This window comes from Saccharopolyspora sp. 6V, from assembly GCF_020176785.1.
Lineage (GTDB): Bacteria > Actinomycetota > Actinomycetes > Mycobacteriales > Pseudonocardiaceae > Saccharopolyspora_C > Saccharopolyspora_C gregorii.
The window spans coordinates 17,372-33,607 of the sequence record NZ_JAIUKB010000123.1 but is presented as its reverse complement, the minus strand read 5'-3'; the positions used below and the strand labels follow the sequence as shown (position 1 = coordinate 33,607).

The 16,236-nt window shown below is 72.0% G+C and carries 13 protein-coding genes; 5 read left to right on the top strand and 8 right to left on the bottom strand.

The features are described 5' to 3' along the window. Positions 1-116 precede the first annotated feature (116 nt). Positions 117-1,376: a hypothetical protein gene (locus tag LCD35_RS22620; RefSeq protein ID WP_224967164.1), complete on the top strand. Its 1,260-nt coding sequence runs from the start codon at positions 117-119 to the stop codon at positions 1,374-1,376. 12 nt (positions 1,377-1,388) lie between these two features. Here the strand turns inward: LCD35_RS22620 and LCD35_RS22615 are convergent, their stop codons facing one another. The 4 genes from LCD35_RS22615 to LCD35_RS22600 all read right to left on the bottom strand — a co-directional run bounded on the left by LCD35_RS22615 (position 1,389) and on the right by LCD35_RS22600 (position 7,030). Next, complete coding sequence (locus LCD35_RS22615; protein ID WP_225044805.1) at positions 1,389-3,443, bottom strand: hypothetical protein; 2,055 nt, start codon at positions 3,441-3,443, stop codon at positions 1,389-1,391. A gap of 117 nt (positions 3,444-3,560) precedes the next feature. After that, positions 3,561-4,538: a glucosyl-3-phosphoglycerate synthase gene (locus tag LCD35_RS22610; RefSeq protein ID WP_224957508.1), complete on the bottom strand. Its 978-nt coding sequence runs from the start codon at positions 4,536-4,538 to the stop codon at positions 3,561-3,563. 156 nt (positions 4,539-4,694) lie between these two features. Further along, complete coding sequence (locus LCD35_RS22605) at positions 4,695-5,819, bottom strand: alpha/beta hydrolase (RefSeq protein ID WP_224957501.1); 1,125 nt, start codon at positions 5,817-5,819, stop codon at positions 4,695-4,697. Between the two features lie 122 nt (positions 5,820-5,941). Continuing rightward, entirely contained in the window at positions 5,942-7,030 is a 1,089-nt protein-coding gene (locus LCD35_RS22600; protein ID WP_225044804.1) for a hypothetical protein, read from the bottom strand. 249 nt (positions 7,031-7,279) lie between these two features. On the opposite strand from LCD35_RS22600, the gene LCD35_RS22595 reads away from it, so the two are divergent. Further along, a complete protein-coding gene (locus LCD35_RS22595) occupies positions 7,280-8,191 on the top strand; it encodes a hypothetical protein (protein ID WP_224957499.1) in 912 nt (303 codons plus the stop codon). Positions 8,192-8,467: 276 nt separating this feature from the next. Here LCD35_RS22595 and LCD35_RS22590 read toward each other — a convergent pair whose 3' ends face one another. Then, positions 8,468-9,469: a chitinase gene (locus LCD35_RS22590; protein ID WP_224957498.1), complete on the bottom strand. Its 1,002-nt coding sequence runs from the start codon at positions 9,467-9,469 to the stop codon at positions 8,468-8,470. Positions 9,470-9,486: 17 nt separating this feature from the next. Further along, positions 9,487-10,500 (bottom strand): chitinase, encoded by a 1,014-nt coding sequence (locus LCD35_RS22585; protein WP_224957497.1) that lies wholly within the window; start codon positions 10,498-10,500, stop codon positions 9,487-9,489. A 296-nt stretch (positions 10,501-10,796) separates the two neighbouring features. On the opposite strand from LCD35_RS22585, the gene LCD35_RS22580 reads away from it, so the two are divergent. From LCD35_RS22580 to LCD35_RS22570, 3 genes are all read left to right on the top strand, one after another. Further along, positions 10,797-11,684 carry a universal stress protein gene (locus LCD35_RS22580; protein ID WP_224967167.1) on the top strand — a complete coding sequence of 296 codons (888 nt, stop codon included), beginning with the start codon at positions 10,797-10,799 and terminating at the stop codon, positions 11,682-11,684. Positions 11,685-11,781: 97 nt separating this feature from the next. Beyond that, entirely contained in the window at positions 11,782-12,483 is a 702-nt protein-coding gene (locus LCD35_RS22575) for a (2Fe-2S) ferredoxin domain-containing protein (protein WP_224957495.1), read from the top strand. Between the two features lie 134 nt (positions 12,484-12,617). Further along, a complete protein-coding gene (locus LCD35_RS22570; protein ID WP_224957493.1) occupies positions 12,618-13,232 on the top strand; it encodes a TetR/AcrR family transcriptional regulator in 615 nt (204 codons plus the stop codon). 30 nt (positions 13,233-13,262) lie between these two features. Here LCD35_RS22570 and LCD35_RS22565 read toward each other — a convergent pair whose 3' ends face one another. Both LCD35_RS22565 and LCD35_RS22560 read right to left on the bottom strand, forming a co-directional pair. Then, complete coding sequence (locus LCD35_RS22565; protein ID WP_225044803.1) at positions 13,263-14,873, bottom strand: FAD-dependent oxidoreductase; 1,611 nt, start codon at positions 14,871-14,873, stop codon at positions 13,263-13,265. A gap of 270 nt (positions 14,874-15,143) precedes the next feature. Further along, a complete protein-coding gene (locus LCD35_RS22560) occupies positions 15,144-16,055 on the bottom strand; it encodes a diiron oxygenase (RefSeq protein WP_224957491.1) in 912 nt (303 codons plus the stop codon). Positions 16,056-16,236: the final 181 nt, after the last annotated feature.

Below are 16,236 nucleotides of genomic sequence, written 5' to 3'. Positions count from 1 at the left end.
CCCGGAAGCCCGGAAGCCCGGAAGCCCGGAAGCCCGGAAGCCCGGAAGCCCGGAAGCCCGGAAGCCCGGAAGCCCGGAAACCCGGAAACCCGGAAACCCGGAAACCCGTTTTCGGATTGTCCGATGAATGGCTGCGCCACGAAGGCGAACTCATCCCCTCCACGACGGTGCTCTCGCACGTCGAGCAGGTCGACAGGCTGCGAGAACACTGTCCGGAAGCCGTCGATGTGGCGCTCGTCGCCGGTGATCCGTGCTTCGACCGGATCCTGGCCAGCGTTCCACTGCGGGAGACCTACCGGCGGAGCTTCGGGGTCCACCCCGGGCAGCAGCTGCTCTTCGTCTCCTCGACTTGGGGAGATTCCTCCCTGTTCGGGCAGGACTCGTCGATCGTGGCCCGCTTGGCCGCGCGGCTCCCATTGGACGAATACCGCATCGTCGTCGCGTTGCACCCGAACGTCTGGCACGGGCATTCGCCGTGGCAGGTGCGGATGTGGCTCGAGGACTGCGCCCGCGCCGGCGTCGTCGTCCTGCCTCCCGAAGAGGGTTGGCGGGCCGCGCTCATTGCCGCCGACCTCACCATCGGGGACCACGGTTCTGTCACCTTCTATTCGGCGGCTCTCGGCACACCACTACTGGTGACCGCGGCGCCAGAGGACTCGCTCGACCCGGAATCGCCGATCGCCCGGCTCAATGCCGCGGCACCGCTGCTGGATCCGAACCGTGATCTGCTCGCTCAACTGGAATCCACCGCTCGCTCCCACCGAACCGAGCGGTTCGCCGGTGTCACGGAACTCGCCACCTCGGTGCCGGGTGAGTCCGCCAGGTTGTTGCGCACCGCGGTGTACGACTGGCTGGAGTTGGACGAACCCGAGGTTCCCGCCGAACCCGTAGCGGTACCGCTGCCCGACGTGGACTTGCCCGCACCGCCCGGTCAGCTCGTGAGCGTGGAGGCGGGCGCCGGCGTCGAACTCCAGGTGCGGCGATATCCGGCGACTCCGGGCTCGTGGTCCTCCGGTGCCGGTGTCGTCCTGGTGACCGGTGTCCGATCCCCGTCCCGGCGGATGCTCGAGCTCGCCGACGTCGTGTTGCACGAGGAGCCGTGCACCGCCCCGGAGCAGTGGGCGCGGGCTTCGCTGGACGCGTTGCCCGGTTGCCTGCTCGCGGTGGTCCGGACTCCGGAGGGCCGGTGGCTCGCGGTGGCGCAGGACGGTCTGGCGGTGGTGTTCACCGCCGCTCCCGATCTCGGTGCGGTGTGCGGTGCGGTCCTGCACGGGTGGTTGCGCGACCGGCTCGTTCCGAGCGAGTTCCCGCGGACGGTTCCGGTGCGCTCGGGTGACCGCCGGAGCACCCTCGGGGTCAGCGTCCAGCAGGGCTGAACCGGACCCGGCTCACGCTTCGGGCCCTGCCAGCCGCGCCTCGACCTGCTCGGCTTGCGACGACCAGCCTTGCGAGCGGTAGAGCGCCTGCGCTTCGCGCTGCTGGGCTCGTGCCTCGTCCCGATCGCCCGCGGCCAGCGCGAGCTCCGCGAGGCCGAGCCGGATCTGGGCCACATCGGTGTGCCGACGCAACTCGAGCATGGTGTCCAGCGCTCGGTGCAGGGCTACGCCTGCCGCCTCCGCCGCCCCCAGCTCGCCGAGGCGCATCCCCAGCCACATGCGGGTTTTCGCGGTGTTGACGGCATCGCCCTTCTCGAACCAGGCCAACGCTTCCTCGAGGTGGAGCACCGCCTCGGATGCGGGAGCCACCGACCCGAGATGCATCCGTGCCACGCCCACCCGCTGCGGATTGCCCGACTTCCGCGCCAGCTCGAGGTTCTCCTCGAACAGCTCGCGGGCTCGCACGACCTGGCCGAGACCACGGGCGGCCAGCGCCTGCGACTCGATCGTGGTGGCGGTCAGCTCCAGGTCTCCGTGGTCGGTGCACAGCTTCCGCGCTTGCGCGAACAGTTCCGCCGCGGCGGCGTACTCCTGCCTGCCGAGCGGCGCGAAACCGCGCTGGACGAGCGCGAGGGTGCGCACCAACGGCAGTTCCCAGTGTTCCGCGAGCCGTTCAGCGTAGTGGCTCGTCTCTTCGAGGTCGGCGAAGTCCTTGCTGTGCTCGTACAGCGGCCACAGAGCGATCGCGAGCACGCACGTCTCGACCCGGCCCTCCCGGTGATCATCGTCGATGACCGCCCGCAGCGTGCGCCGTTCGGCCTCCAGCCACTGCCGAGCCTGCGCCTTCTCGACGTGGGCACCGCCCGAGGTCAAGCCGGGCCAGAACCGTTCGAGCCAGCCACGCCTCGGATTCATCGCGTGTCCGCAGCGCACCGCGGCGATCCGGTAGTAGCTCGCTAGGCGGTCGCGGATCCGCCGGGCTTCGGCGCTCCGGCCTTCGTGCAGCTCGGCACGCCGCCGGGCGTGCTCGCGCACCAAGCGGTTCGCCCCGTAGCGTTCCTCCCCCGTCGAGGTCACGAGCTTCGCTGCGACGAGTCGGTCCAGGTGCGCTTCGACGTCCTCCGGGTCCGCGTCCAGCCCGGCGGCGAGCGCTTCCAAACTGATGTCCCCGTCGCCCTGGTGCTGGCCGAACGCCAGATAGCAGCTGTGCTCCGCCGGGGAGAGCCGATCCGCGGCCGCGTCGAACACGACGTCCACCGACAGCTCCGGATCCCGGGAGAGTCCCCGCACCAACCGGCCTTCTCGCGAGAGCCGTGCCACGAGCGGAGCCACGGGGCGTTCGCCGCGTCCCAGGAGCAGCACGGCCGCCACCGACAGCGCCAACGCCGATCCCTGGCACAGCCCGATGAGCTCCTCCACCGCCGCCGGTTCCGCGTCCACCAGGGGCGCGCCCGCGATGCGGCGCAGGAGTTCCCGCGCCGACTCCGGTTCCAGCGGGGTGATCTCCACGAAGGTGACCTGCTCGGTCGCTCGCAGTCCGCTGAGGTCCCCGACGGAGGTCACCAGCACCGCGGATCGGCCCACGCCCGGCAGCAGGTGCCGCACCTGCGAGGCACGAACTGCATCGTCGATGACCACGGCCACCCGCTTGCCGGCGCTCCACTCCCGGAACCAGGCCGAGCGCGACGCCAGGCTGTCCGGTATCTCGTGCGGCTCGAACCCCACGCGGATCAGGAACTGGCGCAGCGCCTCGCTCTCCGACCCTGGCGCTCCGGCGCCGTCCGGCCCCGAACCCAACGGGGCGTAGAAGACCCCGTCGGGAAAGGTGTTCGAGTGCGCGAACACCCAGCGGTAGCCGGTGGCGCTCTTCCCGCTCCCCGGCGGACCCACGATCACCGCGATCGCCGGCACCTGGCCCTCGTCCGAGGGCCGGAGCAGTGCGGCGCTGATCTCCGACAGCTGCCGTTCGTTGTTGGTGTAGTGCGAGGTCGGGTTCGGCACCTGGTTTCGCGGCTCGGCCTGCCGCCAAGGCAGGTGCAGGTGCATGTCCCCGGTGAGAGTGCCCACCTGGGCAACGACCTGCGCTGATCCCGTGTTCTCGTTGCAGTGACCGTCCGCCATCGAGGCCGCCCCCTGGTTCCGTCGAAGATCGGCACCAGCATAACGCTTGGTGATCGTGCGGAGTCAGACAATCACCGAGCTCGGGTCAGTGCAACGCCCGGCCATCGTCCGCATCGGCGGGCGGTCCTCCACCAGCACGTCGGAGCGGTGGAGCACCGCGCTGCCGTCCTCGAAGCGGAACTGGTCGAACGGAGCGGACGCCACGTCGGTGCCGACGACTCCGCACCGCCGCAACGCCGTGTCGAGGACCTGGCGCGACATCACGCCCAAGGCCGCCAAGTCCTGGTGCAGGTGCCCGCGAACTCCCAAGTTGACCTGCGCGAGACCGTCGAGTCCGTGCGCGGAATGAGCGTCCAGCAGCAATCCGATCTCCACCCCGTACCCCGGTGCGAACGGGACGGACTCCAGGAATTCTCGGCGCGCCGCGTATTCCCCCGCCAGCGGCTGCACCACTCCGCTCAACTCCGGACGCAGCGCCGACAGCAGCGGGCGGGCGAGCAGCTCGGTGACCCTGCCACCACCGGAGGCCTCCTCGGCGGCGGGCAGCACCGCGCCGGTCTCCAGCGGACGCCGGTAGAAACCCTTGACCAGCACCGGTTCCGCCGAACTCAGCAACGGGCCGAGCAGAGCGGGCACGATGTCCGCCTCGCACCGGGTGAGGTCGGCGTCGACGAACACCACGAGGTCTCCGTCGGTCGCGGCCAGCGACCGCCAGAGCACCTCCCCCTTGCCAGGGCGCGGTGCGCACCGCGGCAACACGTCTTCCCTGCGCAGCACCCGAGCGCCCGCCCGCTCGGCCACGGCCACCGTCCGGTCCACGGAGCCCGAGTCGACCACCACCAGCTCGTCGACCAGCGGCTGCTCACCTGACCGTCCCGGCCCCGTCAGTGGCAAGAGGGTGGACACGACCCGGCCCACGGTCTCCTGCTCATCCAGCGCCGGAAGCACCAGGCTCACCCGTTGCTCGCCCTTCAACTCCGCGAGTTCCGGAACCGTCCACTCAGGGCGCTGGAAGGTACGCCGTCGGAACCAATCGTGCACCGCAGGGTCCACGTCCAGCCTCCTCCCCCGACCAGCTCAGCGATGATCGCCCTTGCCGGATGCAGCACCGAACGCACTGCTCACCGCCGCTGATCTTCTCAGGGAACACGCTGTCCGCCACCGGGCGGGCTCGGGTTCGGAGCCCGCCCGGTCCGGTCAGTCCTGGTGCCAGAACAGGGCTTCCGGGTTCTGCTCGGTCGGGCCGTCGAGGACGGGTTGCGGCAGGCCGCGCAGGTGCCGGTCGAGGAACGCCGCGACGTAGCGGTCGCCGAGTTCGGTGCCGCGGGCGCCGGACAGCGGTTCTCCCGGTCGTTCGATGCCGAGCTGGTCGGCCAGCACCGACAGGTCGATGGCGGTGCTGTGCCCGGAGCCGTTCAACGTGATCCACCGCTTCCAGCCGTGCAACCGCTCCCAGGTGCGGTCCCACGAGTCGTCGACGCCGCCCGGTCCGTGCGCACCGGCGCCGAGCAGCAGGAACGGGCGGTCGAGCGGTTCGACGGGGGCGAAGAACGTGCCGTCCAGGTCGGCGCCCGCGTCGATCCGCGGATCGTCGTGCATCGTCTCGGCGGCACTGGCGCCGCCGATGGAGTGCCCGACCATGCCGATCGAGTCCGGGTCGACGAGCGGGCCGAACCGCGGGTCCTCCAGGAACTCGTCGAGGAAGAACCGCACGTCGAGCGACCTGCCGCGCACCACGCCCGCGAGGTCCGCGGTCTCGCACGCGTCGCACTCGGTGACGTGGCCGTCGGGGAACTCGATGCCCGCCGCCTCGTGGTCGTGCCCGATGGCCGCGACCACGTAGCCGCGGGAGGCGAGGTCCTCGGCCATGCCGCTCATCGTCGCGCGGGGGAACGAGAATCCCGGCGAGAGCACCACCAGCGGATGCCCGTCCGGGGTGCGCTGCGGCGGGGCGTCGACCTTCGCGTGGGTGGCGACGGTGCTGAGGACCTCGGGGTCGTCGACGGGCGGGGTGCCGTGCTCGGCCTGGAGTTCCAGGAACAGCCGCGATTCCGCCGGGCTCAGGTAGCGGGCCGGCTCCCCCACCGCTTCGGCCGCCGGGTACCAGACGGTGATCATCAGTTCCCGCGCGCCGGTCGGCACCCACGGGTCGGGGCGGGATTCGTCCCGCAGGTGCAGCGAGCCGGTGCCGACCGGGTTCGGGCCGGTCGGCGCGGGCAGTTCCAGCCGCGGCGCAGCCGGTGCCGCGGCCGAGGCCGGTACCGGTGCGAGCAGCAGTGCCGCGGCCGTGGCGGCTCCGGCGAGTCGAGTGGTTCTGCGCATCTTCTCCCCAGCGGGTAGCAGGATTCCGCCGCAGCGGATCTCCCCTGCACCTTGTCGCACCGGCCTCCCCGGCACCTCGGGAATTCCCCTGAGAACCGCGCCCCGGGGAACCCGGTGGCCGTTCACCCGGCGGGATGCGGGCGCCACCCCGTCCTGTTCGGGTCGTGCCAGGGGTTTCCGGTGGCGGCGACCCGGGGCGGGGTGGTGAGCCAGCACGTGGCGTCCGGGTCCCAACCGGCCAACACCGAGGCGCGGTCTCCGTCGACAGGGATCGCGATCCCGGCGGTGGTCAGGTAGCCGGTGACGGTGAGGTGCACGGCGTCGTGGTGGCGGGCGACCTCGGACCAGTCCGGCAGCACCCAGCGCCCGTCCCGGCCGGTGGTGCGGTACCAGTCGTGGCGGTGGCTCGCCGACACCTCCAGCGGGTGGTCGCGGCACAACCGGGCCCAGGCCTCGGGGCCGTCGATCTCGTAGACCTCGGCGTCCGGCGGAACCTCGGCCGAGTGCACGGCGGCGTCCTCCCAGCCCATCCCGTCCTCGACGAACCACAGGCCCCCGGGTCCGTGCTCGCCCATGTTCCGCGTCGTCCACGGCAGTTCGCACGGCGGGCCGGACCACCAGATCGCGCTGAACGGGGCGTCGATCGAGCGCGGCCACTCGCGGCGGGCACGTTCCTCCGTGGACACCTCCTCGGTGCGCCAGCGGGCCAGGGCACCTTCCGGATCGACCGGTCCCGGGACGGAGGTGCCCGGGCGGAACGTCACCAGCCGCTGGAACTCGCGGTCGAGCGGACTCGTCCACCAGTCCGCCGCCGCGCAGCCCGCGAGCGCCACGGCCGCCGGTTCCAGGGCCGCGCGGATAGGCGGCGCGGCGGCGAGCACGTCCTTCCCGTCCGGTTCCTGCCAGTAGCGGGCGGCGGCGACCGCTTCTGCCAGCACCCGCACCAGGTCCGCCGCACCGGGCTCGGGCGGCGGGAGCGCGGCGAGCAGGTCGGCGATCTCGGCGTTCGACGGGTGCGGCGGAGCTTCCACGTCGGGCCCGGTGCCGAACAGCACCGACTTGCCCGCGGCCGCATCCACGTGGTGCGCCGCGAAGAACACCGCGCGGCGCGCCGCCGCCCACCGCTCGTCGTCCCCGGAGGACAGCGCCAGTTCCAGGCAGCACCGGCGGCCGCGCGGCCCGGACAGCAGGGATTCCGCGGTGGGGAACACGGTCGACACCGTACCCATCCGCTGGGATCGATCGGGCCGGGATGCGCGCACGGACACCTCCGCTCGCCCGGAAGAGCCCGCGCCGCAACGACGATCGTGCTCGTCCGCGGCGAACGGATCAACGCTCTCCTCCCGGAATCCGGCGCAGGTGGTCAGTTCCAGCCATCGGCGCCGCTCCGGGTCCGGTCGCGGGAATGATCGCGATCTCGTCGGGCGAACCGCCCGCGCCTCCCCCGAAAGGTGCAAGACGTGCGCAGAAGGACATTCCTGGCAACGACCCTGACCTCGGCGCTGGCCGTTCCCGCGCTGGCTCGGACCGGTCTGGCCGTGCCCGCGGCGCGCGCCCCGGAACCGCCGCCGGAAACGTGGCAGGAGCACTGGTTCGAGCATTCCGAAGAGCTGCGGCTCGCCGACCACAACGACACGGTCGCGCTGTACTTCGACCGAGACGTGGACCAGGCCGCGAGCGAGTGGCTGCTGCCGTACCTGACGTCGATGTGGCAGTACGCGCAGCGGACCTACGGCAACTCCGGGAACCGGATGAACGAGGACCGCCTGTACTCGATCCACCACGAGGGCAAGCACTTCGGCGGGCACCCGTCCACCGTGTACGACGAGTCGCACGACCACCGCAACGTCAGCGACGTCGGCGGCACCGACTGGACGACCCCGCAGTACGAGATCGTCACGCACGAGACGGGCCACATCGTCGAGCTCATCGCCGCCGGCAAGCACGGTTCGCCCGCGTTCGGCCTGTGGGGCGACAGCAAGTGGATGGAGTTCTACATCTACGACGTGTACGTCGGGCTCGGCATGGAGGCCGAGGCGCAGGACTTCTTCGACCGGATGTCGGCCGACGACCACGTGGACGACTTCCCGCGCGAGGGCACGCACTGGTTCCGCGACTGGTTCCACCCGCTGTGGCGCGACCACGGCGGCGCGCAGGTGATGGTGCGCTACTTCGCGCTGCTGGGCGAGCACTTCCCGGCGTCGGGCGACTCGTTCTCCCGCGAGCTGAACTGGGGCGAGTTCGTGCACTTCATGAGCGGCGCCGCGGGGAAGAACCTGAAGGAGCAGGCCACCGGCGCCTTCGGCTGGCCGGACGACCGCGAGCAGCAGTTCACCAAGGCCCGCCAGGAATTCCCCGGAGTCACCTATTAGAAGTCCACAAAGGACCGACAGCATGCGAGCGGGGGGGGGGCCTGAATCAGGTGCCCCCCCGCTCAACAGAGCCATCACCGGCCTTCATCTTTCGCCTGTCAGCGGCGAAGCCGATGAGCCGCCGACCACCCAAGACACCGGCACCGCAGCGGGTTCTCAGCTGGTTCCTCGCGAGGACAGCGATTTCTCATGTGGCGGAGCCACCTGTGAAATCGATCCCGCAGCGAGGAACCAGCTGAGGTTCCGCCACCCCCGAGCAACAGGAGTGGAGAGACCTCAACCTCCGAAACCCTGAAGCAACTTGGTGAATTCGTAGGGTTGTTGTTCGATGCTGCTGCACGTCGGCGACACCGCGCCACCCGGGCAGCCGCCGTTGTCCCGCCCGGCCGACCAGAACGACAGCAGGCCGATCTGGTTCTCGTTGGCCCAGTCCACCAGCTGCTGCGCGTGCTCCTGGGTGAACTCGTTGCCGTTGAAGTTGCGGCCGATCATCGGCGTCACGCCGAGCTTGGCCTTGAGCCCGGCTTCGTCGACGTCCGGCCAGACCTGCTTCATCTGCCCGAGGGTCGCTTCGGCGGCGGCGATGACGGCCTCGCCCCACGGCTTCTGCGAACCGAACTCCATCGCCATCGGGTTGACCAGCACGTCGACGCCGTGGTCGGCGGCGCTCTGCAGCACCTGCAGCGAGTACGGGTCGAGGCCGGTCTCGTCGCTCTGGACCCGCAGGGTGTAGCTGACCTGGGTGCCACGTTCGGCCTGCAGCTTCGCCAGCGCCTCGTTCACCACGTCGTGCTGGATGGTGGCTTCGACGTCGATGTCCAGGTGGTTCGAGCCGGTGGTGTCCAGAATGGACTTGTAGGCGTTCAGCAGCTCGTCGGAGGTGCCGCAGACGCTCTCCAAGTACGGGCCCATCGCACCGCCGGTGGCGACGATGACGTCCCCGCCCTGCGCGCGCAGCTCGTCGATCTGGCCGATGATCCGCTGGTCGTCCAGCGCCGCTTCACCGCCCCACATCGGGGTGCAGCCCGCGGCGCTGCCGAGCACGAAGGCCAGCGTGAAGTGCTTCTGCCCGGTGGCCTCGGCGACCTCGGGCAGCGTCGGCGATTCCTGCATCACGTCGATGTAGGGCGCGGTCTTGATCTCGGCGGGCGCGGCGGGCGCGGCGAAGGCGGCGGGCACTGCGGGCGCGTCCGGCGCGGCGGCCGCGGCGCCGACCGCGGTCAGCGGGAGCATGGTTCCGGCGGCGACGGCCACCAGCAGCTTCGGAAGCTTCTTCATCAGGTTTCTCCTGACCATCACTGGTATTCGGCGAGGATCTTGGTGAACTCGTACGGCGCCTGCTCGATGCTGCTGCACTTCCCGTCGGCCCAGCCGCCCTCTTCGGTGCACACGCGGTCCCGGTTCAGCGCCCAGTACGAGAAGCGGCCGATCTGGTGCTCGTTCGCGTAGTCGAGCAGCGCGCGGAAGGTGTCGGGGGTGAACAGCTCGCTCGGCTGGTCGGTGTGGCCGTTCATCAGGATGACGCCGGTGCGCGCGTAGGCGGCCGCGTCGTCGTACTCGGGGTGCAGTTCGCGCAGCTGCCCGTGGAACGCCTCGGCGACGGAGATCGCGCTGTTCGCCATGTCGTCGCCGGGGCCGCCGTAGTCGAAGTCCATGATCTTGAACAGGTCGATCTCGGCGCCGATGTCCTTGGCACGCTGGATCTCCGCCTTGCCCGCCTCGTTGAGGCCGACCGTGGTCATCGGCAGGGTGAGGGTCACGTGCAGCTCGGGGTTGCGCTCCTTCAGCGTCTTGATCGCTTCGAAGCGCTTGGTCTCGCCCGCGACGTCGCCGAGGTCGTCGCCTTCGACGTCGAGGTCGATGTGGGTGAGCTCGTACTTGTCGATCACCTGCTGGTAGGCGTCGGCGAGCGCGGCCGAGTCGGCGCAGGCGGCACCGAGCTCGATTCCGTTGTAACCGCCGAAGGACACCGACAGGTCACCGCCCGCCGCGCGCACCGCGTCGGCCTTCGCCTGGACCGCGGTGTCGGTGGCGACCTCCTGGTCGGCCTTGCCGTCCCAGGTGGGAGTGCAGCTCCCTTCGTCGGGGGCGAGCACGAACGCGAAGATGTAGTCGCGCTGGCCGCTGGATTCGATCGCCTCGGCGATGTCCTGCGGGTCGTTGTCCAGCGGCATGTAGTAGGGCGCGGCGCGCAGGTCGCCCGCGGCCGCCGGGGCGGGTGCGTGGGTGGCCGCGGCCGCGGCGCCGGTGAACGGCAGCACCAGCAGCCCTGCCGCGAGCGCCGCCATGCGGATCGTTCTGGTCGTCAACGGGTACTCCCCTCATACCGGTCCGGCCGGGGTGGCCGGGCGGTGGTGCGGACGAGAGATCCGGAGCGCGCCGCGCTCGGCCCCGGGTCCGGCGCGGGCGCGGTCCCGATCAACTGCCGAACGCGCAGCACCGTATGTGGACTAGACCACACCGTCAACGGGTCCAGACCACTTTGGCGTAGATGCGACGCGACCCCGTCGCCGAGCGGCGACCACCCGGTCGGTGCGTCAGCATGGAGGCCCGCCGGCCGCGGATTCCCCGCCGCTCGGCGGACTCCCACGGTGAGGGGGACGAGATGAGCGAACTCGGAACCGGACCGCTCGTGGTGGGCGTCGACGGATCGGGCACCGCGCGCGGCGCCGTCCGGTGGGCCGCCGCGGAAGCCGCTCGCCGCCGCCGCGCGCTGCGCATCGTCTACGCCGACGTGTTCGCACTGCCCGCGCTGCCGGGGATCCCCGGCGTGCGGTGGTCACACGCGCCCCGCGCCGAAGTGCGCGCCGAGGTGCGGAAGTGGCTCGCCGACGCCGCCGAGATCGCCCAGCGGCAGAGCCCCGACCTGGAGGTGCGCACCGAATCGGTGCCCGGGTCGCCCGCCTCGGTGCTGATCGAGGAGTCGGTCTCAGCCGGGCTCGTGGTGGTCGGTGACCGGGGGCTCGGCGGGTTCTCCGGGCTGCTCGCCGGTTCCGTCGCGGTCGCGGTGGCCGCGCACGGGCACTGCGCGACCGTGGTGGTCCGCGGGCGCGGCGAACCCGCGGACGGGCCGGTCGTGGTGGGCCTGGACGGGTCCCGGCAGGCGCCGCTGCTGCTGGAGCACGGGTTCGCCGCGGCCGCCGCGCACGACGTGCCGCTGCACGTGGTGCACACCTGGAACCTCGTCGGCGTCGACTCGAAGTGGATGCGGGTGGGGCTCGCCGCCGACGAGATCGAGGAGGGTTCGCACCGGCTCCTCGCCGAACTGATCAGCGGCAGGCGGGAGCACCACCCGGACGTGCGGGTGCAGCGGTTCGTCGCCAAGGGATCGCCCGCCGCGACCCTGCTGGAGCACGCGGCAGGGGCGACGCTCGTCGTGGTCGGCACCCGCGGACGCGGCGGATTCACCGGCATGCTGCTGGGATCCACCAGCCAGGCCCTGATCCACCACGCGCCGTGCCCGGTGCTCATCGCCCGGACGCCGAAGCGGTGAGCTGCGTCCCGGACCACTCGGAATCCACCGCCGGGTGACGCATGATCGGGCGCGGCCGTCGCACCGGCGGCCTCCCCGAGCTCCCGGAGGTCACCGGATGCCCGAACGCGACGACGTGCCGCAGCGGGCGCTGGTGCTGGTCGTGCGGCCCACCCCGTCCGGCGTGGACGAACGGTCGCTGCGGGCCGTCGTGCGCGCCGTCGCCGAGCGGACCGGCGGCCCCGTGCTCGCCGCGCACCTCGACCAGGGCGAACCCTCGGTGCACGACGTCCTGGACCGGCTCGACGCGGACGGCGCGAGCAGCGCCGTGCTCGTCCCGCTGGCGCTGCCCGACGACCGGTACCTGGCGTCCTGGCTGGCCAAGGCCGTCGCGAACTGGCGGGAGACCCGCGCAGGCGCGCTCGACGTGCGGATGGCGCGCGGTCCGGCCGCCGCCACCGGTCTCGCCGAGGCGATCGCGGGGCTCGCCGACGAGACCGCACCGATCACCGCCTCCCCCGCCGGGTTCCGCAGCCCCTCCTGGTCCGTGCTCGACGTCCCGGACCGGCACCTGTTCGTCTGCCGCGGCCCGCGCTGCACCGCGCACGGCGCGGGGCCGGTGCACCGCGCGCTGGCCGACCTCGTGCGCGGGACCACCGCCAAGGTGACGCCCGCGGGCTGCTTCGGCCCGTGCAACCTCGGCCCCCTCGTCATCGACCACCCCGGCGGCACCTGGCACCAGCACGTCGACGCCGACGGTGCCGCGAAGCTCCTCGACCGGGGGACGGGCCGCCGAGCGGGCGGTGCCGGGTGCCGATGATCACCCAGGTGGAGGCGCTCGGGGACTGACGTGGGCAAACATGTGATGATGTGGGGACGATGCCGCGAACCAGTGAACTTCCGACCCCACCGGACTCCGAGGCCGGGGGGCGCGGTGAGCGACCGCGCCGCCGGATGAGCCCCGAGGAACGCCGGGAGCACCTGCTCGCCACCGCCCTGCAGCTCTACGGCGAGCGGGCCATGGACGACGTGTCCGTGGACGACATCGTGGCCGAGGCCGGGGTCTCCCGCGCCCTGTTCTACCGCTACTTCTCGAACCTGCGGGAAGTGCACGTCGCGGCGCTGACCACCGTCGTGGACGAGCTGATCGAGCGCATCACGCTGCCGCAGGACGGCGATCTGATCACGCAGCTGCGCTCCGCGCTGGCCGAGTTCGTCTCCTCCGTGGAGGCGTTCGCCAGCAGCTACACCGCGTTGCTGCGCAGCGGTTCCACCATCGCCACCAGCGAGACGGAGACGCTGGTGGACAAGGTGCGCAACCACGTGGTGGACCTGGTGTGCCAGCGGATCGGCATCGTGGACCCGTCCGCGCTGCTGCTGCTGACGCTGCGCGGCTGGGTGGCGCTGGTGGAGACCACGTGCGTGACGTGGCTGGCCACGCACAACCCGCCGCGCGAGGTGTTCGAGCACTGGCTGACCGACCAGCTCATCACGATGGTCGGCACCACCGCGGGCCACAGCGAGCAGGCCGCCGAGGAGATCGCGCCCCTGCTGCGCGAACTGAGCTGACCGCCGGTCCGCCCCCGCTCGGCGGCGGAGCTACCGGCCGAAGCAACGGGCCGCGCCCAGGAGTTCCGGCACGGTCGCGAACTTGACCCGCGGGCGCCCGGTCCGCTCGCCGCGCTCCCGCTCCGCCCGGTCGATGTTCAGCATGCCGCGCCGGCCGATGGACCGCGGCGCGCGGGCGCGCACCAGCCGGTCGAACCCGGAGCGCGCCGGTTCGCGCAGGTGTCCGGCGGCGGCGTCGTCGAGCAGCGAGCCGACGGTGTCGCGCGCGCATCCGCGGTTGGTGCCGATCCCGCCGGACGGGCCGCGCTTGGCCCAGCCCACCACGTAGGTGCCGGGCAGCGGGTTCCCCGCGGCGTCGAGCACCCGGCCACCCCGGTTCGGCACGGTCGCGGTGGCCTCGTCGAACGGCAGCCCGGCGATGGGGGTGGCGCGGTAGCCGATGGCGCGGACCAGCAGTCCGGTCGCGATCTCGCCGCCGTCGCGGACCCGCACCGAGCGCACCCGGTCGGTGCCGCGGACCTCGGCCGGGGCCGCGCCGAAGCGGAACACGAGGCGCTTGCCGTCGGCGGGAGCCTCGGTCAGGTCGACGTCCTCGACGGGGAGTTCGGCGAGCAACTGCGCCTTGCCGCCCGGTTCCGGTTCGGCGAACGCCTTGCGCACCTCGGGCCCGTCCTCGACGACGGCCCGCACCCCGGGGAGGTGGCGCATGGCGTGGAACTCGGGCGCGGTGAACGCGGCGTGCTCCGGTCCGCGCCGCGCCAGCAGCACCACCTCCCGCACCCGGCTGCCGCGCAACCGCTCCAGCGCGTGGTCGGCGATGTCGGTTCCCGCGAGCTCTTCCGGGTCGCTGAGCAGGATGCGCGCCACGTCCAGCGCCACGTTGCCGTTGCCCACGACGACGGCGCGCTCCGCGGACAGGTCCACGCCCAGGTCGGCGAAGTCCGGGTGCGCGTTGTACCAGGACACGAAGGAGGTCGCGGAGACGCTGCCCGGCAGGTCCTCGCCGTCCACGCCGAGTTCGCGGTCCGTGGCCGCGCCGACCGCGTAGATCACCGCGTGGTGGTGCGCGGCCAGGTCCTCGTGCGCGACGTCCCGGCCCACCTCGACGTTCATGTGCATCCGCAGCCGCGGGTGCTGGTACAGCCAGGAGAAGCCGTCGGCGATCTTCTTCGTCGACTGGTGGTCCGGCGCCACCCCGGAGCGCAGCAGCCCGCCGGGCAGCGGCAGCCGGTCGAGCATGGTGATCTCGGCGCCGGTGTCGCGCAGCAGCGCCTGCGCCGTGTAGCAGGCGGCCGGTCCGGTTCCGACGATCGCGACGCGCAGCGTGCCCGGGTACTCCGGCAGCGAGCGCGGGAAGTTCGGCGCGGTCCACTCGTTGGACACGTCCGCGGTCTCGTAGTACTCGCGGTTCATCCGGGCGTACTCGGTATCGGCGCCGCGCAGCCGGTCCACCGGGAAGATCGCGTCCACCGGGCACGCGTCCGCGCAGGCCCCGCAGTCGATGCACGTCTGCGGGTCGACGTAGAGCATGTCGGTGCGGCCGAAGTCCGGTTCGTCCGGCGTGGGGTGGATGCAGTTGACCGGGCACACCGACACGCAGGAGGCGTCGGTGCAGCAGGTCTGGGTGATCGCGTAGGCCATGGTGGTTCCTCGTCCGCCCGACGCCTGCGCGCGGCAGGTCGTTCCGTTCGCTGCCCGGTGCTCCCCGCCCGGGGGGCCCCCGGGGCCCCCCCCCCGGGGGCGGGGGGGGGGGGGGGGGGGGGGTGTTGGGGGGGGGGGGGGGCGCGCCCGCGGGGGGGGGGGGGCCCCCGCCCGCCGCCGGGGGGGGGGGGGGGGGGGGGGCGGGGCGGGGGGCGGGGCCCCCCCCGGGGGCCGCGGGGGCCCCCGCCCCCCCCCCCCCCGGCTCCGGGCTCAGATCATGTTGATGCGGCGGTAGATCGCCATCGCCGGGCGGTTCAGCAGGCCCGCCTCGGACAGGAAGTCCATCAGGTGCACGCAGCTGTTGCGCAGCATGGACTTGCGGTGCTCGTTGCGCCGCACCGCGGCGACCGCGCGGTCGGGGTCCAGGCCGACGGAGGCGTAGACCTCCTTCTGCACCAGGTTGGAGGCGACGATGTCGGCGACCACGGCGATGAGCACGGCGCTGGCGTTGCGACGCACCCGGCCCGCCCCGCGCATGCTCTCCTTGATCTCCTGGCGGGCGAACTTCATGTGCCGCGCCTCCTCCACCACGTGGATCTTGCTGGTGGTGCGCACGATGCCGAGCACGTTCTCGCCGCGCATCCAGTCGCGCTGCATGACGTCGAGGATCTCCTCGGCCACCAGGATCCCGCCGTAGGCGGATTCGGCACTGGCGAGCGTCTTGAACAACCGGCCGAGCTGGGCGATGAGCCGCGGCGGCAGGTAGGCGGGGACGTCCATCTTCGCGCAGGCGCGGGCGAACATGATGGAGTGCCTGCATTCGTCGGCGATCTCGGTGAGGGCGAACTGGAACTCGGCGTTGGCGGGGTTCTTGACGTACTGGTCGCGCAGCACCATCTGCTGCAGGATCATCTCGAACCAGATGCCGATGCTCATCACCGAGCAGACCTCGTGCCGGGTGAGCGTGACCCGCTGCTGCTCGGTGAGCTCGTCCCACAGCGGGGTGCCGTAGAGGGTGCTCCACTCCGGGTTCAGGCCGTACTCGTCCGGGGGCAGCGGCGATTCCCAGTCGACCTCGGTGGCCGGGTCGTAGGACAGGGTGGCCGCCGAGTCCAGCAACCGCTGCGAGACGTCTTCGTCCGCGGCGGTTCGCTGCGCGGATTCCGCTGGTGCGCTGGTCATCGTTGACACCTCCACTGGGCCCTCCCACGGGCCGGGCCGGCTGCGGGCTGGTGGGGCGGCCGGGTCGGTCGCGGCGCCCCTGTGAGACACGATGTCATATTAGACAGAGTGTCAATAAGGTGTCGAGCCGTCCCCCTCGACGGCACCCGACCAGCCGAACGCGCCCGCGCGGCACGCGGCG

Coding starts and splice junctions, on each gene's coding strand:
- LCD35_RS22605 (WP_224957501.1), bottom strand. CDS start 5,819: ATGCGCAGAACCACTCGACTCGCCGGAGCCGCCACGGCCGCGGCACTG.
- LCD35_RS22590 (WP_224957498.1), bottom strand. CDS start 9,469: ATGAAGAAGCTTCCGAAGCTGCTGGTGGCCGTCGCCGCCGGAACCATG.
- LCD35_RS22580 (WP_224967167.1), top strand. CDS start 10,797: ATGAGCGAACTCGGAACCGGACCGCTCGTGGTGGGCGTCGACGGATCG.
- LCD35_RS22575 (WP_224957495.1), top strand. CDS start 11,782: ATGCCCGAACGCGACGACGTGCCGCAGCGGGCGCTGGTGCTGGTCGTG.
- LCD35_RS22570 (WP_224957493.1), top strand. CDS start 12,618: ATGAGCCCCGAGGAACGCCGGGAGCACCTGCTCGCCACCGCCCTGCAG.
- LCD35_RS22565 (WP_225044803.1), bottom strand. CDS start 14,873: ATGGCCTACGCGATCACCCAGACCTGCTGCACCGACGCCTCCTGCGTG.
- LCD35_RS22560 (WP_224957491.1), bottom strand. CDS start 16,055: ATGACCAGCGCACCAGCGGAATCCGCGCAGCGAACCGCCGCGGACGAA.